Annotated in this window: 12 protein-coding genes; 3 read left to right on the top strand and 9 right to left on the bottom strand. The window is 59.9% G+C overall.

Annotated features, from left to right (window positions below; genetic code table 11):
* Window positions 1–328 precede the first annotated feature (328 nt).
* Both HMPREF2894_RS00445 and ileS read right to left on the bottom strand, forming a co-directional pair.
* Window positions 329–1,990, bottom strand: a complete 1,662-nt coding sequence (locus HMPREF2894_RS00445) for a bifunctional folylpolyglutamate synthase/dihydrofolate synthase (protein ID WP_070677328.1) — start codon at window positions 1,988–1,990, stop codon at window positions 329–331.
* Between the two features lie 131 nt (window positions 1,991–2,121).
* The gene (ileS, locus tag HMPREF2894_RS00440; RefSeq protein ID WP_070677324.1) at window positions 2,122–5,463 is read right to left on the bottom strand and encodes an isoleucine--tRNA ligase; all 3,342 of its coding nucleotides are present in this window, start codon (window positions 5,461–5,463) and stop codon (window positions 2,122–2,124) included.
* 1,458 nt (window positions 5,464–6,921) lie between these two features.
* Between ileS and HMPREF2894_RS00435 the strand changes: the two genes are divergently transcribed.
* Window positions 6,922–7,854: a DUF6318 family protein gene (locus HMPREF2894_RS00435; protein WP_070677322.1), complete on the top strand. Its 933-nt coding sequence runs from the start codon at window positions 6,922–6,924 to the stop codon at window positions 7,852–7,854.
* Window positions 7,855–8,189: 335 nt separating this feature from the next.
* Window positions 8,190–9,155, top strand: coding sequence for a DUF6318 family protein (locus HMPREF2894_RS00430; protein ID WP_070593389.1), 966 nt, complete (start codon window positions 8,190–8,192; stop codon window positions 9,153–9,155).
* Between the two features lie 214 nt (window positions 9,156–9,369).
* Here the strand turns inward: HMPREF2894_RS00430 and cobA are convergent, their stop codons facing one another.
* Both cobA and nirB read right to left on the bottom strand, forming a co-directional pair.
* A complete protein-coding gene (gene cobA / locus HMPREF2894_RS00425; RefSeq protein WP_049352392.1) occupies window positions 9,370–10,281 on the bottom strand; it encodes a uroporphyrinogen-III C-methyltransferase in 912 nt (303 codons plus the stop codon).
* A 1-nt stretch (window position 10,282) separates the two neighbouring features.
* Window positions 10,283–12,952, bottom strand: a complete 2,670-nt coding sequence (gene nirB / locus HMPREF2894_RS00420; RefSeq protein WP_049345594.1) for a nitrite reductase large subunit NirB — start codon at window positions 12,950–12,952, stop codon at window positions 10,283–10,285.
* Window positions 12,953–13,497: 545 nt separating this feature from the next.
* Between nirB and nirD the strand changes: the two genes are divergently transcribed.
* Window positions 13,498–13,824, top strand: a complete 327-nt coding sequence (gene nirD, locus HMPREF2894_RS00415; RefSeq protein WP_049350096.1) for a nitrite reductase small subunit NirD — start codon at window positions 13,498–13,500, stop codon at window positions 13,822–13,824.
* A gap of 124 nt (window positions 13,825–13,948) precedes the next feature.
* Here the strand turns inward: nirD and HMPREF2894_RS00410 are convergent, their stop codons facing one another.
* The 5 genes from HMPREF2894_RS00410 to HMPREF2894_RS00390 all read right to left on the bottom strand — a co-directional run bounded on the left by HMPREF2894_RS00410 (window position 13,949) and on the right by HMPREF2894_RS00390 (window position 23,854).
* On the bottom strand, window positions 13,949–14,689 hold the full coding sequence (locus HMPREF2894_RS00410) for a sirohydrochlorin chelatase (protein ID WP_246826990.1): 741 nt from the start codon (window positions 14,687–14,689) through the stop codon (window positions 13,949–13,951).
* An 83-nt stretch (window positions 14,690–14,772) separates the two neighbouring features.
* On the bottom strand, window positions 14,773–17,586 hold the full coding sequence (locus tag HMPREF2894_RS00405; RefSeq protein WP_070593392.1) for an HtaA domain-containing protein: 2,814 nt from the start codon (window positions 17,584–17,586) through the stop codon (window positions 14,773–14,775).
* A 178-nt stretch (window positions 17,587–17,764) separates the two neighbouring features.
* A complete protein-coding gene (locus tag HMPREF2894_RS00400) occupies window positions 17,765–19,252 on the bottom strand; it encodes an enoyl-CoA hydratase (protein WP_246826989.1) in 1,488 nt (495 codons plus the stop codon).
* A gap of 474 nt (window positions 19,253–19,726) precedes the next feature.
* The gene (locus HMPREF2894_RS00395) at window positions 19,727–21,556 is read right to left on the bottom strand and encodes a hypothetical protein (RefSeq protein ID WP_246826988.1); all 1,830 of its coding nucleotides are present in this window, start codon (window positions 21,554–21,556) and stop codon (window positions 19,727–19,729) included.
* Window positions 21,557–22,054: 498 nt separating this feature from the next.
* Window positions 22,055–23,854 carry a propanediol dehydratase gene (locus HMPREF2894_RS00390; RefSeq protein ID WP_070677310.1) on the bottom strand — a complete coding sequence of 600 codons (1,800 nt, stop codon included), beginning with the start codon at window positions 23,852–23,854 and terminating at the stop codon, window positions 22,055–22,057.
* Between the last annotated feature and the right edge of the window lie 21 nt (window positions 23,855–23,875).

Raw genomic sequence — 23,875 nt, 5'->3', positions numbered from 1 at the left:
GTTGGTGCGGCCTCAGGCGTTGGGGCCGGCGCCTCAGCGAATATAGCACCGTGATGCGAAGGCGTGCCCGGTTTTGCGCCCCCGGTGCCCAAAATTTTCGTTCTTTTCGATTTTTGGGTGGGTGAGGGCGGATGATGCCGGTCAAACTCGCGCGATTGGGGTTAGGTGAGAGCCCATGGGAACACGTGAGAAATCATGCGTTCGAGTGGGAGCATGAGGGCGGAGGCATAAAAAGCGGGGGCACGAAAAAACGGGGTGCCACTCCCCCAGCCGGTAAAACCAGCTAGGGGGCGGCACCCCGCCTTCTCATCAATAACCTCAGTGGGCTTTATTCGTCTTCGGAATCATCGTCACCGAAGAAATCATCGGTGTACGAGTCACCCAGCGGCAGACCCAGCGAATCCTCCAGCGAAGAACCCGCCGCAGACTCGCCACCCAGCTCAGCCATGATGCCGTCCAGCAGCTCATCCGGCTCAGCAGAGGCAGCCGCAGCCGCCGCGGCAGCCAGAGTCGAAGCCGACGCCGCACCCGCAGAACCCGCATAAGCGCCCTCGGCGGGCAGCTCATCCGGTAGCTCCTCAGCCTCAGCGCCGGGGGTCTTCGCCTGCTCATGCGCAGCCAGCAGGGTACGCGCCTCACCGATGACCGTAATCGAACCGGTAATCAGCACGCCCGCCGACTCCTGCTCGAAGAGGGCGTTCTCCATGGCGGTGGCAATCGCCTCGTCCAGGTGCTCGAACACCTCAATCGAGTCTTCGTCCAGACCAGCGTCCAGGGCGAGCTCGTGCAGGCGCTCCGGGGCAATCGCACGTGGCGAATCCGACGCCGCCAGATACAGGCGGAACGTACCGTCCGAAGCGTCAACATACTCTTCGCGCATGGTCTCAAACATGCCCAGCGCATCCTTCTCACCCAGGATGCCAACCACCGCGTGCAGGTGCGAAAGCTTGAACGCCTCAGTCAGCGCAGCCGCGGAAGCACGCACACCGTGCGGGTTGTGGCCCGCGTCCAGGATGGTCAGCGGCTCGGTGCGTACAACCTCCAGACGACCCGGCGAACGCACCGTCTCAAACGCGGTACGCACCACGTCCTCGGGCAGCTGACGCTGACCGCCGAAGAACGCCTCCACGGCGGCGAGAGCCACCACGGCGTTCTGCGCCTGATGCGCACCGTGCAGGGACAGCGGCACATCCGGGTACTCGCCCGCCAGGCCGCGCAGGGTCAGCAGCTGACCGCCGACCGCAAGCTCACGGGAGACAATGCCGAACTCCACGCCCTCGAAGGCGAAGGATGCTTCCTTCTCGCGGGCGGAGGCGAGCAGCACATCCGCCGCTTCCGGGTCCTGTGCCGCAGAAATCAAGAAGCCGCCGGGCTTGATAATGCCGGACTTTTCGGTCGCAATCTCGGCGAGGGTTTCGCCGAGCATGTCGGTATGGTCCAGACCAATCGGGGTGACCACGGAAACCACGCCGTCGGCAACGTTCGTGGAATCCCAGGTGCCGCCGATACCGACCTCGAGCACCACCACGTCCACCGGCTCGTCCGCGAAAATCGCGAAGGCAAGCACGGTAACGGACTCGAAGAAGGTCAGGGCGGGCTCGCCGCGGGAGGTCATCTCCGCGTCCACAATCTGCAGGTAGGAGGCGATTTCCTCCCAAATACGCACGAAGGTGGCGTCCGGTACGGGTGCACCGTTAATGCAGATACGTTCGGTGACGCTTTCAAGGTGCGGGCTGGTAAAGCGGCCCACACGCAGATCGTGGCCGAGCAGCAGCGCCTCAATCATGCGGGCGGTGCTGGTCTTGCCGTTCGTGCCGGTGATGTGGATGACCGGCGCGGCACGGTGCACGTCGCCGAGGATTTCGACGGCGCGCGCCACAGCGTCCAGGCGCGGCGCCATCTTGTTTTCGGGTGCTCGCGCCAGCAGTTCACCGTAGACCCGCTCCACGCCCTCGGGGTCGGGAATTGCGGGGTAATTCTTCTCGCTCATTGTTCTCCTCACTGGGATAGCCGGCCGGTGCCGGCAGGGGCCCACCGTGCGGCGGGATAACCGTGCGGCGGGATAGACGACGGGCCGCCCCGCCCGTGAAGGGGGCGGGACGGCCGTACGGTTCAGGCGTTTTATGCCTTGGCTACGCTAATGCTCAGCTCGGCTGCTTCGCTCAGTTGCAGGGACACGGCGAGGGTTTCGCCGGTCACCAGTGCTTCGTTGGTGCGCAGAGCTGCCAGAGTTTCCTCCGGTGCCGCGATGCTCAGGTTGATGCGGTCCGCAACGTTCAGGTCGGCGTCCTTACGTGCCTGCTGAATAGCGCGGATGGTATCGCGGGCGATACCCTCGGCAACCAGCTCGTCGGTCAGCTCAATGTTGAGGACAAGGAAGCCACCGGGCAGAACCGCAGCCGCAGTGTGCTCAGCACCCTCAGCGTCAGCGGCAACCACGGTTGCCAGCTCGTATTCGCCCTCTTCCAGGGCCAGGCCGCCGTCCAGAGCTGCCACGCCGACCAGGACGGTACCGTCCTCGGTCACAGTCCAGTCACCGGACTTGGAAGCCTTAATGGCAACCTGCACCTGCTTGCCCAGGCGCGGACCTGCCGCACGTGCGTTGACCTTCAGCTGCTGGGAGATGCCGTAGTCGGCGGGGTCGACGGTGTCGGCGCTGACCAGCTCCACCTGGCGCAGGTTCAGCTCGTCCTCGACGATGTTCGCGAAGTACTCCGCGCCCTTCTCGCCGAAAGCGGTGCCCAGTGCCGCGAACTGCTCGGGTGCGATCGCCACGGTCATCTTCTGCAGCGGCTGGCGCACGCGGATCTTCTTTTCCTTGCGCAGTGCCGAACCGGCGGAGCAGACCTCACGCACGGTCTGCATGAGAGCCAGCAGGTCGGACTCGTCAGCGAAAGCGGATGCCTCGGGCCAGTCAGCCAGGTGCACGGAGCGTTCGCCGGTGAGGCCGCGGTAGATTTCCTCGCTGCTGAGCGGCAGCAGGGACGCGGCGACCTTCGACACGGTCACCAGTGCGGTGTAGAGGGTGTCGAATGCGTCGGTGTCTTCGTTGAAGAAGCGCTCGCGGGAGCGGCGCACGTACCAGTTGGTCAGTGCGTCGGCGTACTGGCGCAGGTATTCGCAGGCGTTCCAGATGTCGTAGGAGTCCATCGCGGCGGTGACCTGCTCGATGAGTTCGCGGGTCTTGCCGAGGATGAAGCGGTCCATCACGTGTTGCGAGTCGTACTTGAGCTTTGCGCTGTAGCCTTCACCGTTGTTGGCAGCGTTAGCGTACAGGGCGAAGAAGTGGTAGACGTTCCACAGCGGCAGCATGACCTGGCGTACACCCTCGCGGATGCCCTGCTCGGTCACGATCAGGTTGCCGCCGCGCAGGATCGGGGAGGACATCAGGAACCAGCGCATTGCGTCGGAGCCGTCGCGGTCGAGGACCTCGGAGACGTCCGGGTAGTTGCGCAGGGACTTGGACATCTTCTGACCGTCCGAGCCGAGCACAATACCGTGGCTGATGACGTTCTTGAACGCGGGGCGGTCGAAGAGCGCGGTCGCCAGGACGTGCAGCACGTAGAACCAGCCGCGGGTCTGACCGATGTACTCGACGATGAAGTCTGCCGGGTAGTGGTTCTCGAACCATTCCTGGTTCTCGAAGGGGTAGTGCACCTGCGCGTAGGGCATGGAGCCGGAGTCGAACCAGACGTCGAGCACGTCTTCCACGCGACGCATGGTGGACTTGCCGGTCGGGTCGTCCGGGTTCGGGCGGGTCAGCTCGTCAATGTACGGGCGGTGCAGGTCGGGTTCGCCGTCCTTGTTCAGGGGCAGGCGGCCGAAGTCTGCCTTGAGCTCTTCGAGGGAGCCGTACACGTCCATGCGCGGGTAGTTCGGGTCGTCCGAAACCCACACGGGGATCGGGGAGCCCCAGAAGCGGTTACGGGAGATGGACCAGTCGCGTGCGTTCTCAACCCACTTGCCGAACTGGCCGTACTTCACGTTTTCCGGGATCCAGTTGATCTGCTTGTTCAGCTCGTACATGCGGTCCTTGAAGTCGGTGACCTTCACGTACCAGGAGGTGATTGCACGGTAGATGAGCGGGGTGCGGCAGCGCCAGCAGTGCGGGTAGGAGTGCACGTAGGACTTCTCGCGGATCAGCACATCGTCTGCCTTGAGGGCGTTGATGATGGTGCGGTTCGCGTCGAATGCCTGCACGCCCGCGATTTCAGCCAAGGCGGTGGAGCCGGAGGCGGTAGGCTCGGCGAAGAGGTTCAGGAACTTTGCGCCTTCGTCGAGGGAGAGGATCACGGGGATGCCGTAGCCTTCACAGACCTTCTGGTCGTCTTCACCGTAGGCGGGTGCCTGGTGGACGATGCCGGTACCGTCACCGGTGGTGACGTAGTCGGCGACGAGGATCTGCCAGGAGGTTTCGGTGCCCCACTTTTCGGTGTCTGCGAAGTAGTCCCACAGCGGGGTGTAGCGTACGTGCTCGAGCTGGGAGCCGGTGTAGCGTGCGGTGACGGCTGCGGCTGCGTCCTTTTCGGGCTGGTCGCCTTCGTAGCCGAGGTCCTTGGCATAGGAGCCGAGCAGCTCGGAGGCAACCAGGAAGGAACGGCCCTCGAACTTGCCTGCGCCGGGTACGACGGAGTATTCAATCTCGGGTCCGACGGCGAGCGCCTGGTTGGTGGGCAGGGTCCAGGGGGTGGTGGTCCATGCGAGTGCTTCGACGCCGTCGAGTTCTGCGGCGACCTTCTCGTCAGCACCGAGGGCGGTGTCTGCGGTGAGGCGGAATGCGACGGTGACGGTCTGGTCCTGGCGGTCCTTGTACACGTCGTCGTCCATGCGCAGCTCGTGGTTGGAGAGGGGGGTCTCGTCCTTCCAGCAGTAGGGCAGCACGCGGAAGCCCTGGTAGGTCAGGCCCTTGTCGTAGAGGCGCTTGAACGCCCAGATGACGGACTCCATGTACTCGACGTTCAGGGTCTTGTAGTCGTTTTCGAAGTCGACCCAGCGTGCCTGGCGGGTGACGTACTTTTCCCACTCGTTGGTGTACTTGAGCACGGATGCGCGGGCAGCGTCGTTGAAGTTGTCGATGCCCATTTCGAGGATTTCGCGCTTGTCGGTCATGCCGAGCTGCTTCATTGCCTCGAGTTCTGCGGGCAGGCCGTGGGTGTCCCAGCCGAAGCGGCGTTCTACCTTGTGGCCGCGCTGAGTCTGGTAGCGTGCGACGAGGTCCTTGGCGTAGCCGGTGAGCAGGTGGCCGTAGTGGGGCAGGCCGTTCGCGAAGGGAGGGCCGTCGTAGAAGACGAATTCGTTTTCGCCGTTTTCGCCTGCGGGGCGGTTCTCGACGGATGCGGAGAAGGTGTTGTCCTTCTTCCAGTAGTCGAGGACTGCCTCTTCGAGTGCGGGGAACTTGGGCGATGCGGTGACGCCGCTTCCTGCGGCTTCGAAGGCGCTCGCCTTGGGGTAAACATGGGACATGTGTTTGTGCGCCCTTATCTGTTGTTCTCAACGCTGAGAGGTTGGGGCGACAGGGTACGTAGCACTCGTCGTCCCACCGTTTCAGCGGGTGAGGATTGACATGACGGGTGCAAGGACGCCTGGGCATCACTGACTGATCCGGGCTGTGCCGGGGGCAGGATGCGGCGCGGTACCACCTTGCTTACTGATTTAACAGCTCAACGCACCGAACCCTCCCGGGGCTACGGGGTGCCGCGGTGTATGTCCGCGATACCTAGCCACCGGAAGAGCGGCGCGTTGGGCGGGTATCAGTCGCTTATTACAGCTATATCGGGCTTAACCGTCCGGTTCTACTGGGACTACATCTCTTCCGCTAAGACACCCTCGCCGCAGCGATTGGCGGGTGTCCGCAGGTGCGGTCCGTTCTTCCGAATTGCTCGCCGGTGATGGCCGGGTCGTTGCAAACACTAATAGTTTATGTGGCTTTTGTGTCTGTATGCAACCCCGCGGGGTGTGGGTTTGAACAGCACTTTTCTAATGCACCGATACTGGAGGCGCAAAACAGAATGGTTCTTCGTTCGGCGATATCTAGAGCGAGTAGGGGGCTTAAGGGGTCTTGCCCCACCCCGCACTCGGGCGTGTTTAAGGATGTATGTTTTTACATTCCTTGCGTGTTGCTTTAAGTGGGTTTCGATTTTTTCAAGGGAGCCTGCGGGATTAGTGTCGGTACAACCACAAGATATGGGGTGAACACCGATGTAATTCCACTAGATATTCACCTCTGCAAGTTTTCATCCCCTCAGTATTCCGTGTGGGAACCGGTTTTTCCGGATGGTTCAGCAATGCATAGCGGGTGAATAGAGTGCATATTTGGGGATTGCCGAGCGGGTTTCCCCTTATTGAATCGGGTATTTCTTCTGGACTATTGAAGACCTCCTTACGGTCAGAAGATTAAACTAAACACCCTCCTCTCCCCCGCCTTTTGGAAATACTGAGGCGCAGCTCTTTTATTTTTCAAGTCATAAATATGACCGAAATCACTTAGCTCGACATGCGCGCAACCCCCTCGCCAAGTAGTCGCCTCCATCACATAACTCCTCACCAGCAGGGGGCAGCCGTAATACTTTACAGTGATTGATATCTTGAATGCCCCATAGGCTCTCAGGGATTACTAAGGTGCTTTTTCGTGCATTTTGAGCTCAAAATAGTCTAAAATGAATCGTGTAACACATCAATGATGATTCGATAACATCTACCCTCTCACCGGGGCGCGACCACAGCAGTCTCAAAGATGAGTTCACCAGTACCTCTAGCCCACGGCGTGAGGTACACCCGAGGTCACTTCCGGACAGGGTCTGAAACCGCGGCACCTACCCGAAGTTTCACCCCCTTTCACGACCTCGCCCAACACGCCATACAACCACGCGCCCGCCGCCGGGTGCCCCGAGCCTGCCTCGGAAAAAATCAAGGAGTTCACCGATGCTCTCACCCGACCGCTCTTCGAGTACCCGTTCCGCTACTTCCCGCCTCTTAAGCCGCCGCACCCTGCTACTCGGTGGCGCGGTTTCCCTCATGGCTGGTTGCGCCTCCGATATTCGCCCGCTGAGCGAAGAGGCGAAGGCTAAGATCGGCTCCCCCACTTCTTCTGCGAGCGCGACCGCTAGTTCTTCTGCGAGCACTTCCGCTTCACCGTCTGCCTCGGCAACGGCTTCGGCAAGCGCTAAGAGCAGTTCGTCCGGCGCGGCGCGCGTACCCGTATCTAAGGATGCACTCGTTGAGGGTTGGGAAAAGTACCCCGGCCCCCTGAAGCTGACCGGCGAATACATGGGTGAGTACCAGCCCGCAACGGATTCCTCCCCGGCGAAGAACGTACCCAAGCCCCTCAAGACCGTTCCGCACCGTGAGGAACCAACGTTCCAGGGCGCCTACGAGACCTTGCGCGCATACTACAGCGCACAGATTACCGCACTCAAGGATGGCCGCTATGCAGATCAGGCGATTGAGCTGACCTACCCGGCAGACAAGAGCGCCATCGACGAGGTCAAGGCGGTCAAGGAACTGTATGAGCAGAACGGCTGGTACATGGACTTCACGTGCAGCATTTCCATGCGGAATACGGAGCCTCGAACCGCCCTGAAGAACGGTGACGGCTATGTAGAAATCATGATAGACGCCAAGTATTCTGCCACCGCCATCCATCAGCCGGACGGCTCCGAACGCAAGATACCGGCGATTACTCAGGTAGCCATTCCGCACGTGATGCTCTACACCGAGGGTAAGTGGTGGCGAATCGGCAACGACTATCTGAATGGCGGCAAGGGCTCTTCCGATTCTTCCGACTCTTCTAGTTCCGGAGGTTCCGGTTCCGCTGGTTCTAGCGGTTCTTCGGGTCGCGGCTCCACTAAGGTCTAAATCCGCAGGGGTCTAATACCCCCGGTCGAGAGCCGCCCCATCTCACCAATTTCATACGCACTAGCCCAAAGTCGTTGAGGCACAGTTCCCCCTGCACCTCACCGACTTTGGGTTATTGTGCCTTAAAGACAATGTCCAGGGTTTTTTGACGAAGTTTTAAAACCAGTCTTCTATAGTAAGAAGTGGATACTTCATACCGCCGCAGTTCACGCTCCGGCACACCCGTATCCCGGTACCCCCCCTGTACCGCGCACCATACAAAACGATGAGGAAGAGTCTCTCGTACGCATCGCAGCGTTGCGAGTTACCTCGATCAACCACTTTCAGGAGATACCATGTCCTTCCGGCCGAGTGCACACACCAGCTTCTCTGCTAACGACCGAAACGGATTGACCCGCCGCACCGTTCTTTTTGGCGGTCTGACCGCCGGTGCTTTGACTCTAGCAGGATGCGCCTTCAACAAGGATATTCGCCCCACCGGTAGCGGCGACACTTTCTCCGGCTCCCCGAGCGCCTCTCCCTCGGCGTCTGCGTCGGCTTCGCCTTCTGAGTCTGCCTCGGCTTCGGCATCCGCTTCGTCTTCGTCCTCGTCAAGCCGTAACAGCGCGAAGATTATTCCGTCTGACGAGTTCTTGAAGGACTATAAGAAGTACATTGGCGACGTCAAGTACGAGTACAAGCCCGCCATTGCGCACTATGTTGAGCCGACCGACACCTCCCCCGCGAAGAACGTTCCGATCCCGGTCATTGATACTGTGGCTCAGCGTACCGTCTCCCTCGAGGGCGCCTACAAGACCCTGGCTGCTTACCAGAGCGCGTACATTGCCGCGATGTACAGCGGCGATCTGCAGTACCTCAAGGGTCTGGTCCACGGCGCTGACAGCGGTCTGGTCAACAACCTGAAGGCTATTGCTAAGCTCTACGCTGCGGGCGGTTGGACTAAGGACTACGAGAGCAAGCTGAGCATCCGTGACGATCTCGATGCGAAGGCTCTTGCCTCTTCCGATTTGGCTGTTGTGGCGTTCCCCTGCCGGGATGTTGTCAAGGAATACACCATCTACCAGAAGGGCACGGGTGAGCCTCAGAAGGCAAGCACCCTGGATGTCGTGATTTACGTGGTGTACGCCGAGGGCAAGTGGCGCGTGACCAGCCGCGAGTACTTTGTGTCGGAGTACAGCGACCGATTCCGCAAGGTCTTTGAGGGCCCCTCCTCATCGGCTTCGGCAAGCAAGTCCAGCGGTGGCGGCTCCGGCAGCTCCGGTGGCTCTAGCTCCGGTAGCAGCAACGATTTCAAGATCTAGGCACTGAGATTCTAAGCTCCAAGATTAGGATTTGAGCGCAGCGCCCCTGATGAAAGCGGGGCGGGTATCAACTGATACCCGCCCCGCTTTCGTATGTTTTTGTGCCACGGTGTTCCGGCGCGGCAATATAACCCGGCACAGCAACAGCCCCGCTCCTTGGCAACTAGGAAAACCAAGGATGCGGGGCTGCGCAATACTATCTGGCGCACCGCCTCTAGGAGGTGGAACGCTCACGCAGACGCTCGTGAACCTCGCTCACAAAGCGGTTCTGATTATCGCGAGCATAATGCACGACCTCACCGATGACGGTAATAGCCGGCGCCTTAACCGATGCGCAATCTACCTGAGCGTTCTCAAGGGTCGTGACAGTCACGCGCTCCTTCTCAGAGAAACCGTTCTCAATGGTTGCCAGCGGCGTGTCAGCCTCAATCCCACGAGAGAGCAGAGACGCCACCGTATCGGGCAGGGTACGAACGCCCATCAGCAGCACCACGGTGCCCTGGGCACGCAGGGTCGCCTCAACCGCCGACACTTCGGTCTCCGACAGGCCGGAGTGACCAGAAATGACGGTGAAAATCGAGGATACCTTACGCAGGGTCACCGGAATCGCAGCACGCGCAGGAACCGCAATGGCGCTGGTAATGCCGGGGATAACCTCAGCCTCCAGGCCGGCGGCGATGCACGCATCCAGCTCTTCAGCGCCGCGACCGTACACGTACGGGTCGCCGCCCTTCAAACGCACCACGGTCTTACCCGAGAGCGCGTAATCAATCATGAGCTGCTGAATGCGGGACTGCGGAACAGCGTGCTTACCGGGAACCTTGCCCACATCAACGATGAGGGCGTTCGGTGCGTACTCGCCGTACTCCTGCGGGGCGAGGTGATCCAGAAGGACCACGTCCGCCTCGCTCAGGGCACGTGCCGCACGCAGGGTCAGCAGGTCAGCGGCACCGGGGCCGCCACCCACAATGTAGACCTTGCCGGGGTTCTCAGCAGGCTCGCCGGGCAGAAGAATGCCGCGTTCCGTCACGCTATCGTCCAGGCTGTGCCCGGGCGCCCCGCCCGCGAGTACTTCGTCGATAGTGGCGAACTCGCGGGGCGGGAACGGAGGAATCTTCGGGCACATACTATGCTGCCGGGACCGGGTTGAGGTCACTGGGCTTACCCACGGGAATCTTGGTACCGGTCAGCAGGACGGTGTCGGACTCGCCAGCTTCTGCCGCCGCAATTTCCTCGGGGGTTGCGGGGCGAATCTGCTCGCGCTCCAGCACGTACAGGTGCGAACCCTCGTCGCTGCCGTTGGGCTCGTTGATGAAGGCACGGAAGCGGCGCAGGCGGCGCTCGTCACGCAGGGTTGCTGCCCACTCGTCCTCGTAAGAGTCAACGTGACGCTGCATGTCGCGCTCCAGGTCCTCGCACACGCCCAGGGAGTCCTCAATGAGGACGGACTGCAGGTGTGCCAGACCGTCGCCGTGCTCCTCATCCAGGTCCTCAAGCCAGCGAGCGGTACGCTGCAGCTTGTCTGCGGTACGGATGTAGTACATCAGGTAGCGGTCGATGTAGCGGATGATGTCCTCGCTGGAGGCGTCCTTGACGAAGAGGCGACCGTGAGCGGGGTTTGCACCACCGTTACCGCCCAGGTACAGGTTCCAGCCGTTGGTGGTTGCGATCAGACCAACGTCCTTGCCCTGTGCCTCAGCACATTCACGGTTACAACCGGAAACGCCGAACTTGAACTTGTGCGGGGAACGCAGACCGCGGTAACGGTTCTCCAGCTGGATTGCCATGCCGGTAGAGTCCTGAACACCGAAGCGGCACCAGGTCGAACCCATGCAGGACTTCACGTTACGCAGGGACTTACCGTATGCCTGACCGGACTCGAAGCCGGCATCCACCAGGCGCTCCCAAATGTAGGGCAGCTGCTCCAGGCGAGCACCGAACATACCGATACGCTGCGCACCGGTGATCTTCACGTACAGACCGAACTCTTCAGCGACCTCTGCGATGACGCCCAGCTTCTTAGCGGGAATCTCACCTGCGGGAATACGCGGAACGACGGAGTAGGTACCGTTCTTCTGCATGTTTGCCAGCGCACGGTCGTTGGTCTCCTGAATACCACCGCGGCCAGCGTCCAGGACGTAGGAGTTGCGGAAGGAGGAGAGAATCGACGCAACGGTCGGCTTACAGATTGCACAGCCGTCGCCACCGCGGCCGAAGCGTGCCAGCACGGAGTCGAAGTCGTCCAGGTTGGTCAGACGCACAGCCTCAGCCAGCTCTGCACGGGAGAAGTCGAAGTGCTCACACAGTGCCTTGGAGACGGTCAGACCCATCTTCTTCATCTGCTGTTCCAGAGTCTTCTGTAGCATCGGAACACAGGAACCGCACTGGGTACCCGCGGTGGTGCAGGACTTCAGGGATGCAACATCGTGGTTGCCGTCAACGATTGCCTCGCGGACAGCACCGAAGCTGATGTTGTTGCAGGAACACAGGATTGCGTCGTCGGGCAGTTCGGTGTCGGGGATGCCGTCGCCGCCGCCAGCTGCGGTCAGGTAAACGTTCGGTTCAGCGGGCAGTTCGCGGCCGAGCAGGGGCTTGAGGGAGTCGAAGGGAGCGGTGTCACCGACGAACACGCCACCGAGCAGGGTCTTTGCGTCGCCGCTGGTCACGATCTTCTGGTACATACCGCGTGCGGGGTCTGCGAACAGAACCTCGAGGCAGCCCTCGGTGGTGCCGCGGCGGTCACCGAAGCCAGCCACCTGAACGCCGGAGAACTTCAGCTTGGTTGCGATGTCGAACTCTTCAACCTGAGCTTCTTCGTTGTCGTTGAGCAGGTTAGCTGCCACAGCATCAGCCATAGCGTTAGCCGGTGCGACCAGACCCCAGGTGCGGCCCAGCACGCAGGCGACCTCACCGATAGCCCAAATGTGCTCGTCGGAGGAGTGGCATGCGTCGTTGACGAGAATACCGCCGCGCTCGCCCAGTGCCAGGTCGGCGTCGCGTGCCAGCTCGTCGTTGGGGCGAATACCGGCACCGAAGACCACCATGTCGGCGGGCAGGGTGCGGATTTCTGCATCCTCAGAGGGAGAATCTGCGATGGAGACGGAGACGACGTTGCCGTCAGCATCCTTGTTGATGCCGGAGATGTACACGCCGGTCTCAATGTCAATGCCGGTTGCCTTGATCTGGGCGTTCACGGCGTAACCGCCGCCCTGGTCAACCTCAACGGAGAGCAGCCAGGGTGCCACGTCCAGGATGGTGGGCTCTGCGCCCAGGTCCTTCAGACCCTCAGCTGCTTCGAGGCCGAGCAGACCGCCACCGACGACGACACCGCGGGGTGCGCGGCCCAGGGTGGACTGCAGACGGTTGACCTCGGAGACCATGTTCTTCACGTCGTCAATGGTGCGGAAGACGTGTGCGGCGTCCGAGTTAAGAATGGGGATACGAACCGCGCGGGAACCGGTTGCGAAGACCAGTACGTCGTAGGGGTACTCGTTGCCCTCGGTGTCGGTGACGACGCGGCGGGTGCGGTCAAGCTTCTCTGCGTGGCAGTTGTTGACCAGGTTGATGTTCTCTGCATTCCACAGTTCGGGGTCACCGAGGGTCAGGTCCTTCTCGGTGTCCTTGAAAATCTTCTCGATAGCAACGCGGTCGTAGGGGATGTAGGGCTCATCGTTGAGGACGGTGATGGTGTCCGCTGCGCGACCGGCAGCTTCAGCGCCTTCGTGGTACGCGCGTACAAAACGCCACGCAGCGGGGCCTGCGCCGACAACGAGAATGTTGCGGGGGGTGTGCGACATGGATTTTCCTTCCTAGTTGTAATGCAGGTAGTTCATGGCACTTGTCTACTCTCAGTACGCGGCTGTGGCGTGCCTGGCGTTGGAACTCCTAGTTTCCGTACCGTTGGGCTCGTACCTGATGCGTACCGAGTAGTTGGAGCGCCCGCTTCTTTAGAATGCATCTGAAAATTACGAAACATTTTTGTGTGGGATTATGTTGTTTTCTTCAGGCAGTCAAAAGGCGTTTTAAACTACGACTTTTATCGTACACTCTAGCGCGGGGTCGAAGTATCGAAAATCCGTATTTTTTGGGAAAATTTTCCAAAAAATCCGCGGAATACCGGGCTGAAATAGGGTATTCTTACCTTACCTAAACTTAATTTAGGTAAGGCTAATCTATGAAATTTGAGATTGTCTTTTTAGGGTAAAAATAACCTTTAGCACCCTCCGCGTGCCCCATTTCCAAATGTGGGTTTCATAAGGTAAACTCCAAACAAAGAACACACGAACCGTTATTGTGTCCTGCACCCGCGCGGCGCAGACCACCGCTTCGAAAGGAAACCCCCATGGCTGAGAACTGGGTACGCATCTGCGCCGAATCTGACCTCGAAGAAAACTGGGGTGAAGTCGCCCTGGTCGACGGCTACCAGTACGCGATCTACAAGACCAAGCACGGCATCTTCGCCAGCGACCACCTCGACCCGCACAGCCAGGCACTGGTCCTCGCACGCGGCATCGTCGGCGAGAAGAACGGCAACCCCACCATCACCTCCCCCCTCTATAAGGAGGTCTACGACCTGACCACCGGCGAGTGCGTCTCTGACCCCTCCTACTCCATCAAGGTCTACCCCGTAGAGGTCCGCGACGGCGACGTCTACCTCAAGACCGCCTAAACGCTCAACACTTCTCTCTCAAAGACAGCAACACAAAAACCTCGGGACGTAACAGTCCCGAGGTTTTTTGTATAAACATTTTCAGCCTTGCGAGCGCCTCTACACGCACCGCAAACCTGATTCGCTAGGCGGCATCCAGCTGCGCAATAGCCGCATCCATGCGGTCAATAAAGCACTCCGCCACCACGGCAGCAGAAGCGCCGCCCTGCGCGTTCACCAGCGGTGCGGCAACCTTCACCGGCACACCGGTCGACTCAGCGTCACGGCGCATCTTACCGGAGAAGAAACCCTCCGCCAGCAGGTAGGTCGCAGCAAACTTAGGCTGATGCTCGGCAACCACCTCGTGGAACTTCGGATCAATCGCGGCAACGAAACCGTGATGCACCGGAACGTGCAGCTCCTCAGCCAGCATCTCAGCCGCACGGCTCATATCCGCGCGACCATCAGCACGAGAAGAACCCGCAGCACCCTGAACGACAGGGCCATCGCCGGGAGTCCAACCAGCCTCTTCCAGGCGGGCGCGGGTCAGTGCGGCAAGGCGCGCATCCGGGCCCAGAGACTCGCCAATACTAATACGCTCAATACCGCTATTGCGTGCGGCACGACGCAAATCCACCTGAGTGTGGAAACCGGTCGACAGCAGAATCGGCACGATCACGCAGGGCTCATCATTGGGCAGGGAGGCTGCGGCATCATCAACGCTGGGAGATTCCACATCCACATATGCGGCGTGGATACGGTACTCCACGCCGTCGTTACGCTGCGCGAGCAGGAACTTGATCTGCTCACGAATCAGCGTAATAGCCTCGCGACCGGCGACCGAGTCGGTGCCGTGCGAGGTTGCGATTACATTCAGAATAGTCATATTTCCATTGTATGAAAGGAACACCCCGCTTCCCCACTCATGAACACGAGTGACGAAACGGGGTGTTGCACGAAGGCTAAATTTTAGCTCTTGCGGCGGCGTGCCACGACCAGTGCGGTACCTGCAGCCAGGGTGATAGCACCAGCTGCTGCTGCGAACATAGCGCCGGATGCGCCGGTCTGTGCCAGCTTCGAGGAGGAGCTACCGGAGGTCGAGGAACCACCTGCGGAAGAACCACCGTTAGAGGAACCGCCGTTGGAGCCGCTCACACCCAAGTTGTCGGAGGCGCCGGAACCTGCGTCAGAACCGCCGTTGGAGCCACCCTTGTGGCCGGCTGCGTTCTGGTCAGCGGTGCTGCTCTCAGAAGCAGAAGCGCTCGCGGATGCAGACTCACTTGCGGAAGCGCTCGCGGACGCGGATGCACTCGCAGATGCAGACTCGCTAGCCGATGCGGTCACCGATGCGCTGCTGGAGCTGCTTGCGGAGCTCGATGCGCTCGCAGAAGCGCTCGAAGAAGCAGACGCGCTAGCGGATGCAGACGCGCTCACCGAGGGGGTCACAGCGGGAACGCTCGGAACCGCGGTCGGGGAAGCGCTCACCGATGCGCTCGGAGTTGCAGAAGCACTCGGGGCTACAGAAGGAGCCACGGATGCGGTCGGCAGAGACGGCGAGGTGGGCTCTTCCGAAGGTGCTGCGGTGGGTTCTGCGGTCACGCTGGGCTCAGCGGTTGCAGAGGGTTCCACGGTCGGCTCAGCAGTCGGTTCTGCGGTGACAGAAGGTTCTGCAGTAGCAGAAGGCTCCGCAGTCGGCTCAGCGGTGGGAGCAACGGTCGGCTCAGCAGAGGGTGCCTCGGTGGGCGCAACAGTCGGCTCAGCAGACTTAGTGGGCTCTGCGGTCGGCGCCTCGGTCGGAGCAACAGTCGGCTCCGCAGTCACGGTAGGCTCAGCAGAAGGCTCAGCAGAAGGCGCGACGGTCGGCTCAGCAGTCGGTGCCACGGTAGGCTCAGCAGACTTAGTCGGCTCAGGTGCCTTAGTCGGCTCAGGTGCCTTAGTCGGTTCAGGTGCCTTGGTCGGCTCGGGTGCCGGGGTCGGTGCCGAGTTCGCTGCCAGGCGGTTCAGCCACAGCTGATCCTCATAGGTGTTCGGGTTCTCGAAGCTGGTTGGGTAGATAATATCGCCGTTGGGCAGCTCGAGAGCGTTGTAGCCGCCGCTCTTGTCGGTCTTGCGCATCGAGGAGAGCACCACCTCGTTCACCTTGTTCAGGTTGTCATCCATGAACACCAGGCGGGAGCCGGAAGCATCCACCACAACCACGTTGCCCGCGCGGGTCAGGAACATGGTGGCAACCTCGGTCTTCTCGAAGCCCTCAAGAGTTGCGGACTCGCGGACCACGCTGAAAGTGCCGTTCTCGTACTTGAGGATCTGCACCTTACCGCCGTACCAGTTGTTCCAACGGTAAATGTAGCCCTTGGGGCTGACCAGGGTCGAGGGCAGGGCGGTGTCGTAGCCTGCGGGTGAAGAGTTCGGAACCAGGGACACGCCGTTGCTGCTCATGTGCAGCAGGTGACCCTTCTGAACCGCCTTTTCGCCGGCCGCATCGTAGATGGAAGTCGACGGCGCGTACACGAAGCTGCCGTCGGGCAGCGGTGCGAGGGTCACGGTGTTGTTGGAGAACGAGTCGCCGTAGTACTCGTCGAGCGAGTATGCGTTCACAACCTGCGGGTCGATAGAGTCGGGCTTCGGCAGAGCCTGCGAGGTTGCCTTGCCGGATGCGTCAATGATGGTGAGCTTGCCGCCGCCCTGGCCGTCAATGCTGACGATACCCCAGGTGTTGTTGGCGGGGTTGTAGCCGATTGCCTTGACGGTGGTGGTGCCGAGGTCTGCGTTGGAGTAGGTGCCGGAGGAGACGAGCTTACCTTCAGCGGTTACGGTGTACAGCTCGGGCTTGTTGGTCTCGCTGTTGATGACGAGCATGCGGTTGCCGTCAGCATCCACGGCGAAAACGCCCTTGTTGGCCTTCAGTACGCCGGTGTCGGTCATCTTCAGGTTGGAGCTGGTCAGCACGGTGTAGGTGGTGTCGCCGCCGAAGCTCGGGGGTGCCACGTGCACGATGTGGTTCTGGCCCAGACGTGCGGTGTTCTGGGGCAGGTTCACGCCCGCACCGGTGTTGTAGGACTCAGCGACGCTGTAGGCGCTCTTGGGGGTGTTAGCTGCGCTACCGTTGTAGGAGATGCTCAGCGGGTCGAGGCTGGCGCCTTCGTTGTAGAAGTCGGAGAAGGCGTGGTTACCGTCGGCGGTCAGGTTCGCGGAGATGCCGCTGATGCTGACCACACCGTCCTTCTCGCTCTGCTTGGCGGTGCCGGTGCTCAGGGTCGCCATCTTGACTTCCATGGGGCCCTCGAACTTGCCGGAGGCGTAGTTTTTGGTGCGCACGGTCATGTAGAGGGAGCCGGTGCCGTCAGCAAGGTTCAGTTCCACGCGGGGGTTGGAGAAGGTGAGGTTCAGGGCGCAACCAGTTTCGGGGTCTTGACCTTCGGCGCAGTGGCCGGTGAACCAGAGGCGGCCGGCAGCCTGCAGGGTGACCTGCTTGCCGTCTTCAGAGACGGTGGTGGAGGTCGGGGTGAAGGTGAACTGCTTTGCGGTTGCGTCCCAGGCTGCGCCGTCGGTCATTTCGCGGGGCATACCGTTGTAGGACAGGAAGGAGGCGCGCACGCCCCAGCCGAAGGACGCGCCTGCAGTTGCCTGGTCGCCTGCAGCGACGTTCTGTGCGGCAACGTTCTGGGCAGCGATATTAATGTTCTCGGCGAGAACGGGTGCCAGGGGCAGGGCGACAGCGCCAGCGACAGCGAGGGCGCAGGCTCCCTTGGAGAGGCGGGTGCCAGATGTGAAAATCTTCATTGGTGTGTATCCATACTATCGACACTGTTAGGACAGGCTTACTATATCGATAGCGTGAGTATTTCTCAACATCAGGTTCCAAGAAACCGTTTTGTGACAAACCACCCCACAGCACACCGACAGGGCAATACCCCCTCAACAGGCAACAGGGGCCGCTACTCCCCCACCCCCTACGCGACTAATCCTTCTTCGAGGTATGCATGCGTGACATGCCCAGAGCACCAAGAATCAGGCCACCGCCCAGGGTCACCAAAATCGGCAGAAGAGGCGAACTCTTATCCATGTTGCGGGTAATCTGCGCCTCCATTGCCTTCACGCCATCCGGCGACCCGTGCTCAGTACGAACCTGAGAGGAAGAACCATTCAGAATCGCGGCACGGCGAGACTGCGCCGCCGAGTCAATACCCGAAGGCAGATTAGAGTCGGGGGTCGGCACCTGAACAGGCTGCGTCTCCTCAGTGCGGTACCCCAGAGCCGAGGAAGACTCGGTAACAGAACCACCCGAGGGGCGCGGAACAGAAATCGTGGCGTCCTTAGTGCCCGGAGCCATGGCGGTATCAGCCTGAATACCGCGGGTCTTAGACCTAGATCCTGCGGCGGGTGTGCTCGCGCCAGATGCACCTGCAGAATCAGTGGTAATCGTAGGATTCGCAGAAGGTTCCGCAGTCGATTCGCTCTCGTTCTTAGAGGAAGAATCAGACGACGAGCCACTATTCTCAACAGAAGCCTGAGTCACCGTAAAACGAACCGTATTCAGCTGAAGGTTGCCGTCATTGGCGGCGTCAAATGCTGCCACCAGGTACGTCTTGCCGACCTGCAAGGACGCGCCGGGCACGCCAATCACCGCCTCGAAAGCACCCGCAGAAATAGATTCTGGACCAACGTGTACAATGGCGAGCGCATCACCCACAGTGTTGCCGTTGGAGTCGATTTCCATGACGATCAGGTCGTAACCCTTCTCGTTCTGAGGGAAGTTCGTGGCACGGACCGTGACGGGCTTTGTGTCATCCTGAGAGTTACCCTGCGAGTCCTGAATGGACATGTGCGCCTTACCCTCGCGCTGATTCATCGGGTCATGCATACTGGTGTCTTCGGAGATACCATACTGACCAGAATCTTTGTTCTGCGGGTTGTCTACGGTACGGCGAACCGCGTCACCGTTCGCATCGGTGGATGACGTAGCGGTCGGCGAAGGCAGGTTTACCGCCTCGGGACTTGGGGTAACAGTTGCGTCAGCGGTTTCTGCTTCTTCACGCTCAATATCGACCGGAGGTTCGGTGGGCTTTGCTTTGCCGTTGCGCGGGTCAGCAGCCTCTACCAGGCGGTTCCCCCGCTCGGTCACAAAAAATTCGTAGGAGACACCGTGCGCGGTATCCTCCAGAACGATTACGTACACGACATTAGAGTCCGTCGCCGGGCTCATCAGGAGGCGAAACTCCCCCTCCTTGGTCCCCTCAGTTAGGGCGGGGCTTTCCAGGACGGAGCCGCCGTACTCACCGGAAGGGGTGTAGAAGTTCACGTCAACCAGAACGCTGGAGGCCTCCAGATCTTTAGGGAAGCCCGTCCAACGTAGAAGATAGCCGCCATCCTTGAGCTGCGCCTTCATGGTGATGGTGGAGGCGGCGCCCTGTGCCTCCTGATTATCTTCAGCCTGGTTCGCGTTCAAGGTCGCGGTTTTTTGCACGGCAGAGTGCGTCGTGACGGGTGCTTCCGTTGCGACAGAGGGTACAACAAGCCCGCACTGAAGCCCCGCAACCAAAACGGTTGCGGTGACAATACGGTGCTTCGCTGAATAAATACTCATGCAATGCGTCTTTTCATGGTGGAAATGTGCGTGCTACTGCCCGTTCCTCATGTGCCGCGCGGACCCCCGAGTGCGCCATACACCCGGATTCGTCGTACCATACTCCGCTTCATATTTCAGGTGAAGAAGACCTGACAATAGCTCGCATCTATTTATCGGTTATTTCAACCCTATCACGAACCTTAAGGTTTATTCACGCGAGGGTAGAGTTTTTTTGAACACCCTGAACGCACGACTCACCCCCGCGATCTGCGCCAACAGATAGCGGGGGCGAGCATTCCTCATGAAACAACGAACATACTATGCGATGCCGTCAAAAAGCACGGATTAGGGGCGTTAGCCGCCGAGGACTCCCCTGCGGTGAGCCATCCACGCGGCACCAACCACCAGCGCCAAACCGGCGCCTCCAAGAGCCCAGAAAGCTACACCGTGCTGCGCAACCTCTTCACTAGCAGGAGACGCCGCCGAAGCTACAGCTTTCACGCCATCCTGACGATCAGCATTCGCGGTGGAGTGCACCTGAGTGGTATTCGAGTTCACCGTAGCTGAACGATTATTAGACTCCGAATGAACCACGGGGGTGAAACCCTTATTTCCGTTACCAGAAGCTACCGACGCTGCCTTTTCTTCATCCGTCAAAGCATCCAGCTTCGCGGTAGCAGCGATAGATGCCGGATCAGAACCCGAACTGTACGCCGAAATCTGATTGGTGCGGGTCGGTTCAAAAGCCGAACGCGGAGCGATCGTACGTGCCTGAGCCAAAGCCTGCAGAGCCTGACGCTGACGCTCAGCCTTCGCTTCCTTTGCCTTGGACATGGCGCTCACCGCATCCAGAGTGGAGCGGGGTGCGCTCGCGGCAGACTGACCCGAGCCCGACTGGGTGTCATCAGAACGAGTCGAGACGGCGTTAGTAGCAGCGGAGGGGCTACCCTGAGTGGCGCCGGTCGCCTCGGCTGTATTGGCGCTGGGCGTAAGCGATGCGTTTGCATCCTGGCGGGGCGACTCATCCTTCGTCAAGGAGGTTGAGTTGCCGGTCGCCTCGCCACTGACCTTGAATCGCACCGAGACAACTTCTTCCGCATACTCAGTATCGTCCGCACGCACCAGGTAGGCGGTGTACACCGAGCCGGTCTTCAGCAGAGAGCCGGGCATGCCAACCTCTTCCTTGAACGCGCCATTCACGATGCGATCAGAGCTGATGTGTGTAATGGACAGCGCATCACCCTTATGGTTGCCACTCATATCGGTTTCAACCACGATTAGGTCGTAGCCAGCCGCATTCGCGGGCAGACGCGCTGCACTGATAGTCACCGGCTTGGTTTCCTTATCAGAGCGAACCTCAGCATAGGCGACCTTCAGTTCCGCAACACTCAGGGTCTGAGTATCGCGAGAAGAGGTCGATCCGCCGGGGACCTGCTCTAGCTTCTGCGTGTGGGTTTCGAGGTTCAGGTTTTCAGCAGATTCGGAAGGCACCTCAGTCTTAACCTTATCCTTGCTACCCTTCTGATCTGCATCCTGCTGGTTCTTCTGCTCCTCTTCACGGAGCTTTTCCATCGTCTTCAGCTCGTCAATGGTCGGCACCTGGTGGGCGTTTTCCTTCTTGTCCACCATCACCTCGTCAGAGTCATCCCCAATCGGGATAGCGTGCGGAACGAGGGAACCCTCAGAAATCATGAATTCGCCATAGCCCTCGTCAGAGGTCGTCAGGTCCATGACGCTCATGGAGTAGTAGCCCTCCTGGGGCATCTGCGGCATCTCAAAGGTGACAAGCATCGAGCCGTCGTCCGCACGCTCAACCTGCATTGCGGAGGGCTCGTAGGTGTCAGACCCAAGCAACGTGCCAGTGGCGTCGTAGTACTGCATTACCAGGTACACCCTAGAGGCATCGCCCACGTAGCCGCCCTCATAGAGGGGCGCGAGCTTAATGGTTGCCTGACCGTCCTTGATGGACTGAATCTGAATCTCAATGGTATCGACCTCAATTTCGAGGTCTTCGTAGGGGCAGCTTGAATTAAATTCGCTATTAACCAGAGCCGCCAGGCAATCATTCACGTTAATTGCTTCAGCCTCTACTGCGGAGGCGCCAGGAAGCACAAAAGCGCTTGCACCTAAAGCGGTTGCAAGCGAAAGAGCATGAATGCGTTTCGGAAGTCGAGTGATAGTCATGTGTGCCATTTCGATCGATGTAGGCGCAAAGCGTGGACTAGGGGCGGCTCACCACAAGCCCGGTTTTTCTATCCAAGTATTTGCGCACCAGTACGTCGGTTACACCCTAGCCTAACACGGATATTGCACTAAATGTTGCATTGCATTCATGTGCTAAAACTTTATGTCGCAATAATTGCCGAAATAAAAGGGAATTAAATACTTTACTGAGATATAAATAACGTAAAATTCGAATGTCATAAAATATTCCCAGCAGTGCACTAAAAAGAAATTTTTACACCGCCCCAAGGCGCGACAGAACCACTGTATAACAGGGCCACTGTATAACAGGGCCACTATAGAACTGAGCCGCTGTATAACAGAGCCAACACTCGGGCACACAGAAGGCGCCCCACCAAACACGCACCCACACGGCACGCACTCGGCAGAGCGCCTCCCTCTCAACAGCTCCCCTACAGAGAGCCACGCTTCACAGCGCGAAGAAATGGATGCACTGATTTACTCAGCACCCAGCTCCTCAGCACCCTCAAGGCGACGACGATACACATTCACCGCCACAGCAGTACCCACAAAGGCAACCGAACCCAGCAGAGCAATACTCAGCGGCAAGGTGCCCTCCGGCAGTGGGCCGTTATCCTGAGCACTCGCCTCCAGCTTCGAACCGGAAGAATCACCTCGCGACTTCGAGCTACGCGTATAGAAACTACCCGAACCGGCAGCACCCACATTCTCCTGCGGCGAAGCAACAGTCACCGTCTCCCCCTCAGGAGACTGGTAACCCAGCAGGTTCACCACGGTACGCCCCGGCAACATCACCGCATAACCAGACATCACCATCGTCGAAGGAACCACCGCAGTCTCAGCCACAGAACTACGAGCCTGCGCGGTAATCGCACGCGCAGACTGCTGCGCCTGCACAATGTAGCCCAGAGCGCTATCCACCGACGGGATCTTAGCAACAGAATCAATCACCAAACCCTGAGCGTCCGCAAAGGTATCTGAAGAGCCCACGCGACCCGAAGGGGCCGAAGGGCTCACACGCTGATTCGCATCAGAAATCATCGGGACCTGCGGGTGAACAACAGTATTCGTAGGCTTCGGAGCCCGATCAACAGAAACCGCACGCTGAATCACGCTCACACCAAAAGCACTGGTCGCCATGAGCTGCAGCTCCTCAGTGGAGTTACCACCCACCACAACCACACGGTAGCGCTTACCCGCATTCAAAGAGGTACCGGGAACCTTCAAATCAGCAGAGAAAGAAGCATCAGTCACTTGCTGAGGGCTCACATGCGTGGTCGCCAGCGGCGAACCCACGGCACCGCCGTCAGCAGGCATTTCAAAGACCATCACGTCATAGCCCAGGCCACTCTCCGCAACGTTCCTAGCGCGCACGCTAATCGGCTGCAGCTCATCCGATCCGCGCAGCTCTGCGGTAGAAATCTCCAGGGTCGCCTCGCGAGTCTCCGCGGGAGCCTGATCGGAACGGGAATGCACCAGCAGACGATCCTCGGTCACCTCAGCGGGCGCCGCATCAGCAGCAGACGCGCTCGCCGAGGCATTCGCCGACGCACTAGCGGATGCGCTCGCGGATGCGCTCGCGGAAGGACGCGCCGAAACGCTCTGCGATGCAGACGGTGCCACAGAGGGCGCCGGGGCGACCGTCGGGCGCGGGCTATCCTTCGCGGCGCTCGGGGATGCGCTGGGGCTCAACGACACCTCGGGAGTGGGGTTCGCCTCCGCACGGTTAGTACGGGGAACACCGGGGGTGTCGGGGAAGAAAATGTTCTGACGGCTCGCCAGGATCTCGTCAACGGTCACACCATGCTCAGGCATGAACTCCACCGAAACGGTGTCATTAGTGCGCAGGTTCAGCACCTCAACCATGTACGGCTGCTCAACGTTGAGGCGCTGGTGGATGCTCAGCTCAATATTGCCTTCTTCATTCTTTGAGGCAGTCATCTGGGCTGCGGGTACGGTCATGGTCGCCACAACGCCATCTTCAACGGAGATGGCGGACAGGCGAACCTTCACCTGGTCCAGGGAATTTACACCGCCGATTTGCAGAAGAGTGTAGTCGCCAGTCTGAGCCAGTAAAACCAAGGAGATACTGTGCTGAACCACATCAGTGGCAACGGCGATGGGAAGTTCAGGCTTTTCAGGCTGCTGAGTCTGAGCGTAGGCAACAGGCGCGAAAGTTGCGGGAGCAAGAGTTGCAGGCGCGAGAGCACCCCCCAAACCGAGGGTTGCGGACGCTACTAGCGCCGCGCCGCGAGCAGTTCGCTGCGTGGAAAACATGGTCACCTATTTTCGTGAGTG

It is taken from the genome of Rothia sp. HMSC066G02 (assembly GCF_001813145.1).
Lineage (GTDB): Bacteria > Actinomycetota > Actinomycetes > Actinomycetales > Micrococcaceae > Rothia.
The sequence above is the reverse complement of the archived record's forward strand: the minus strand, read 5'-3'. Positions and strand labels throughout refer to the sequence as shown.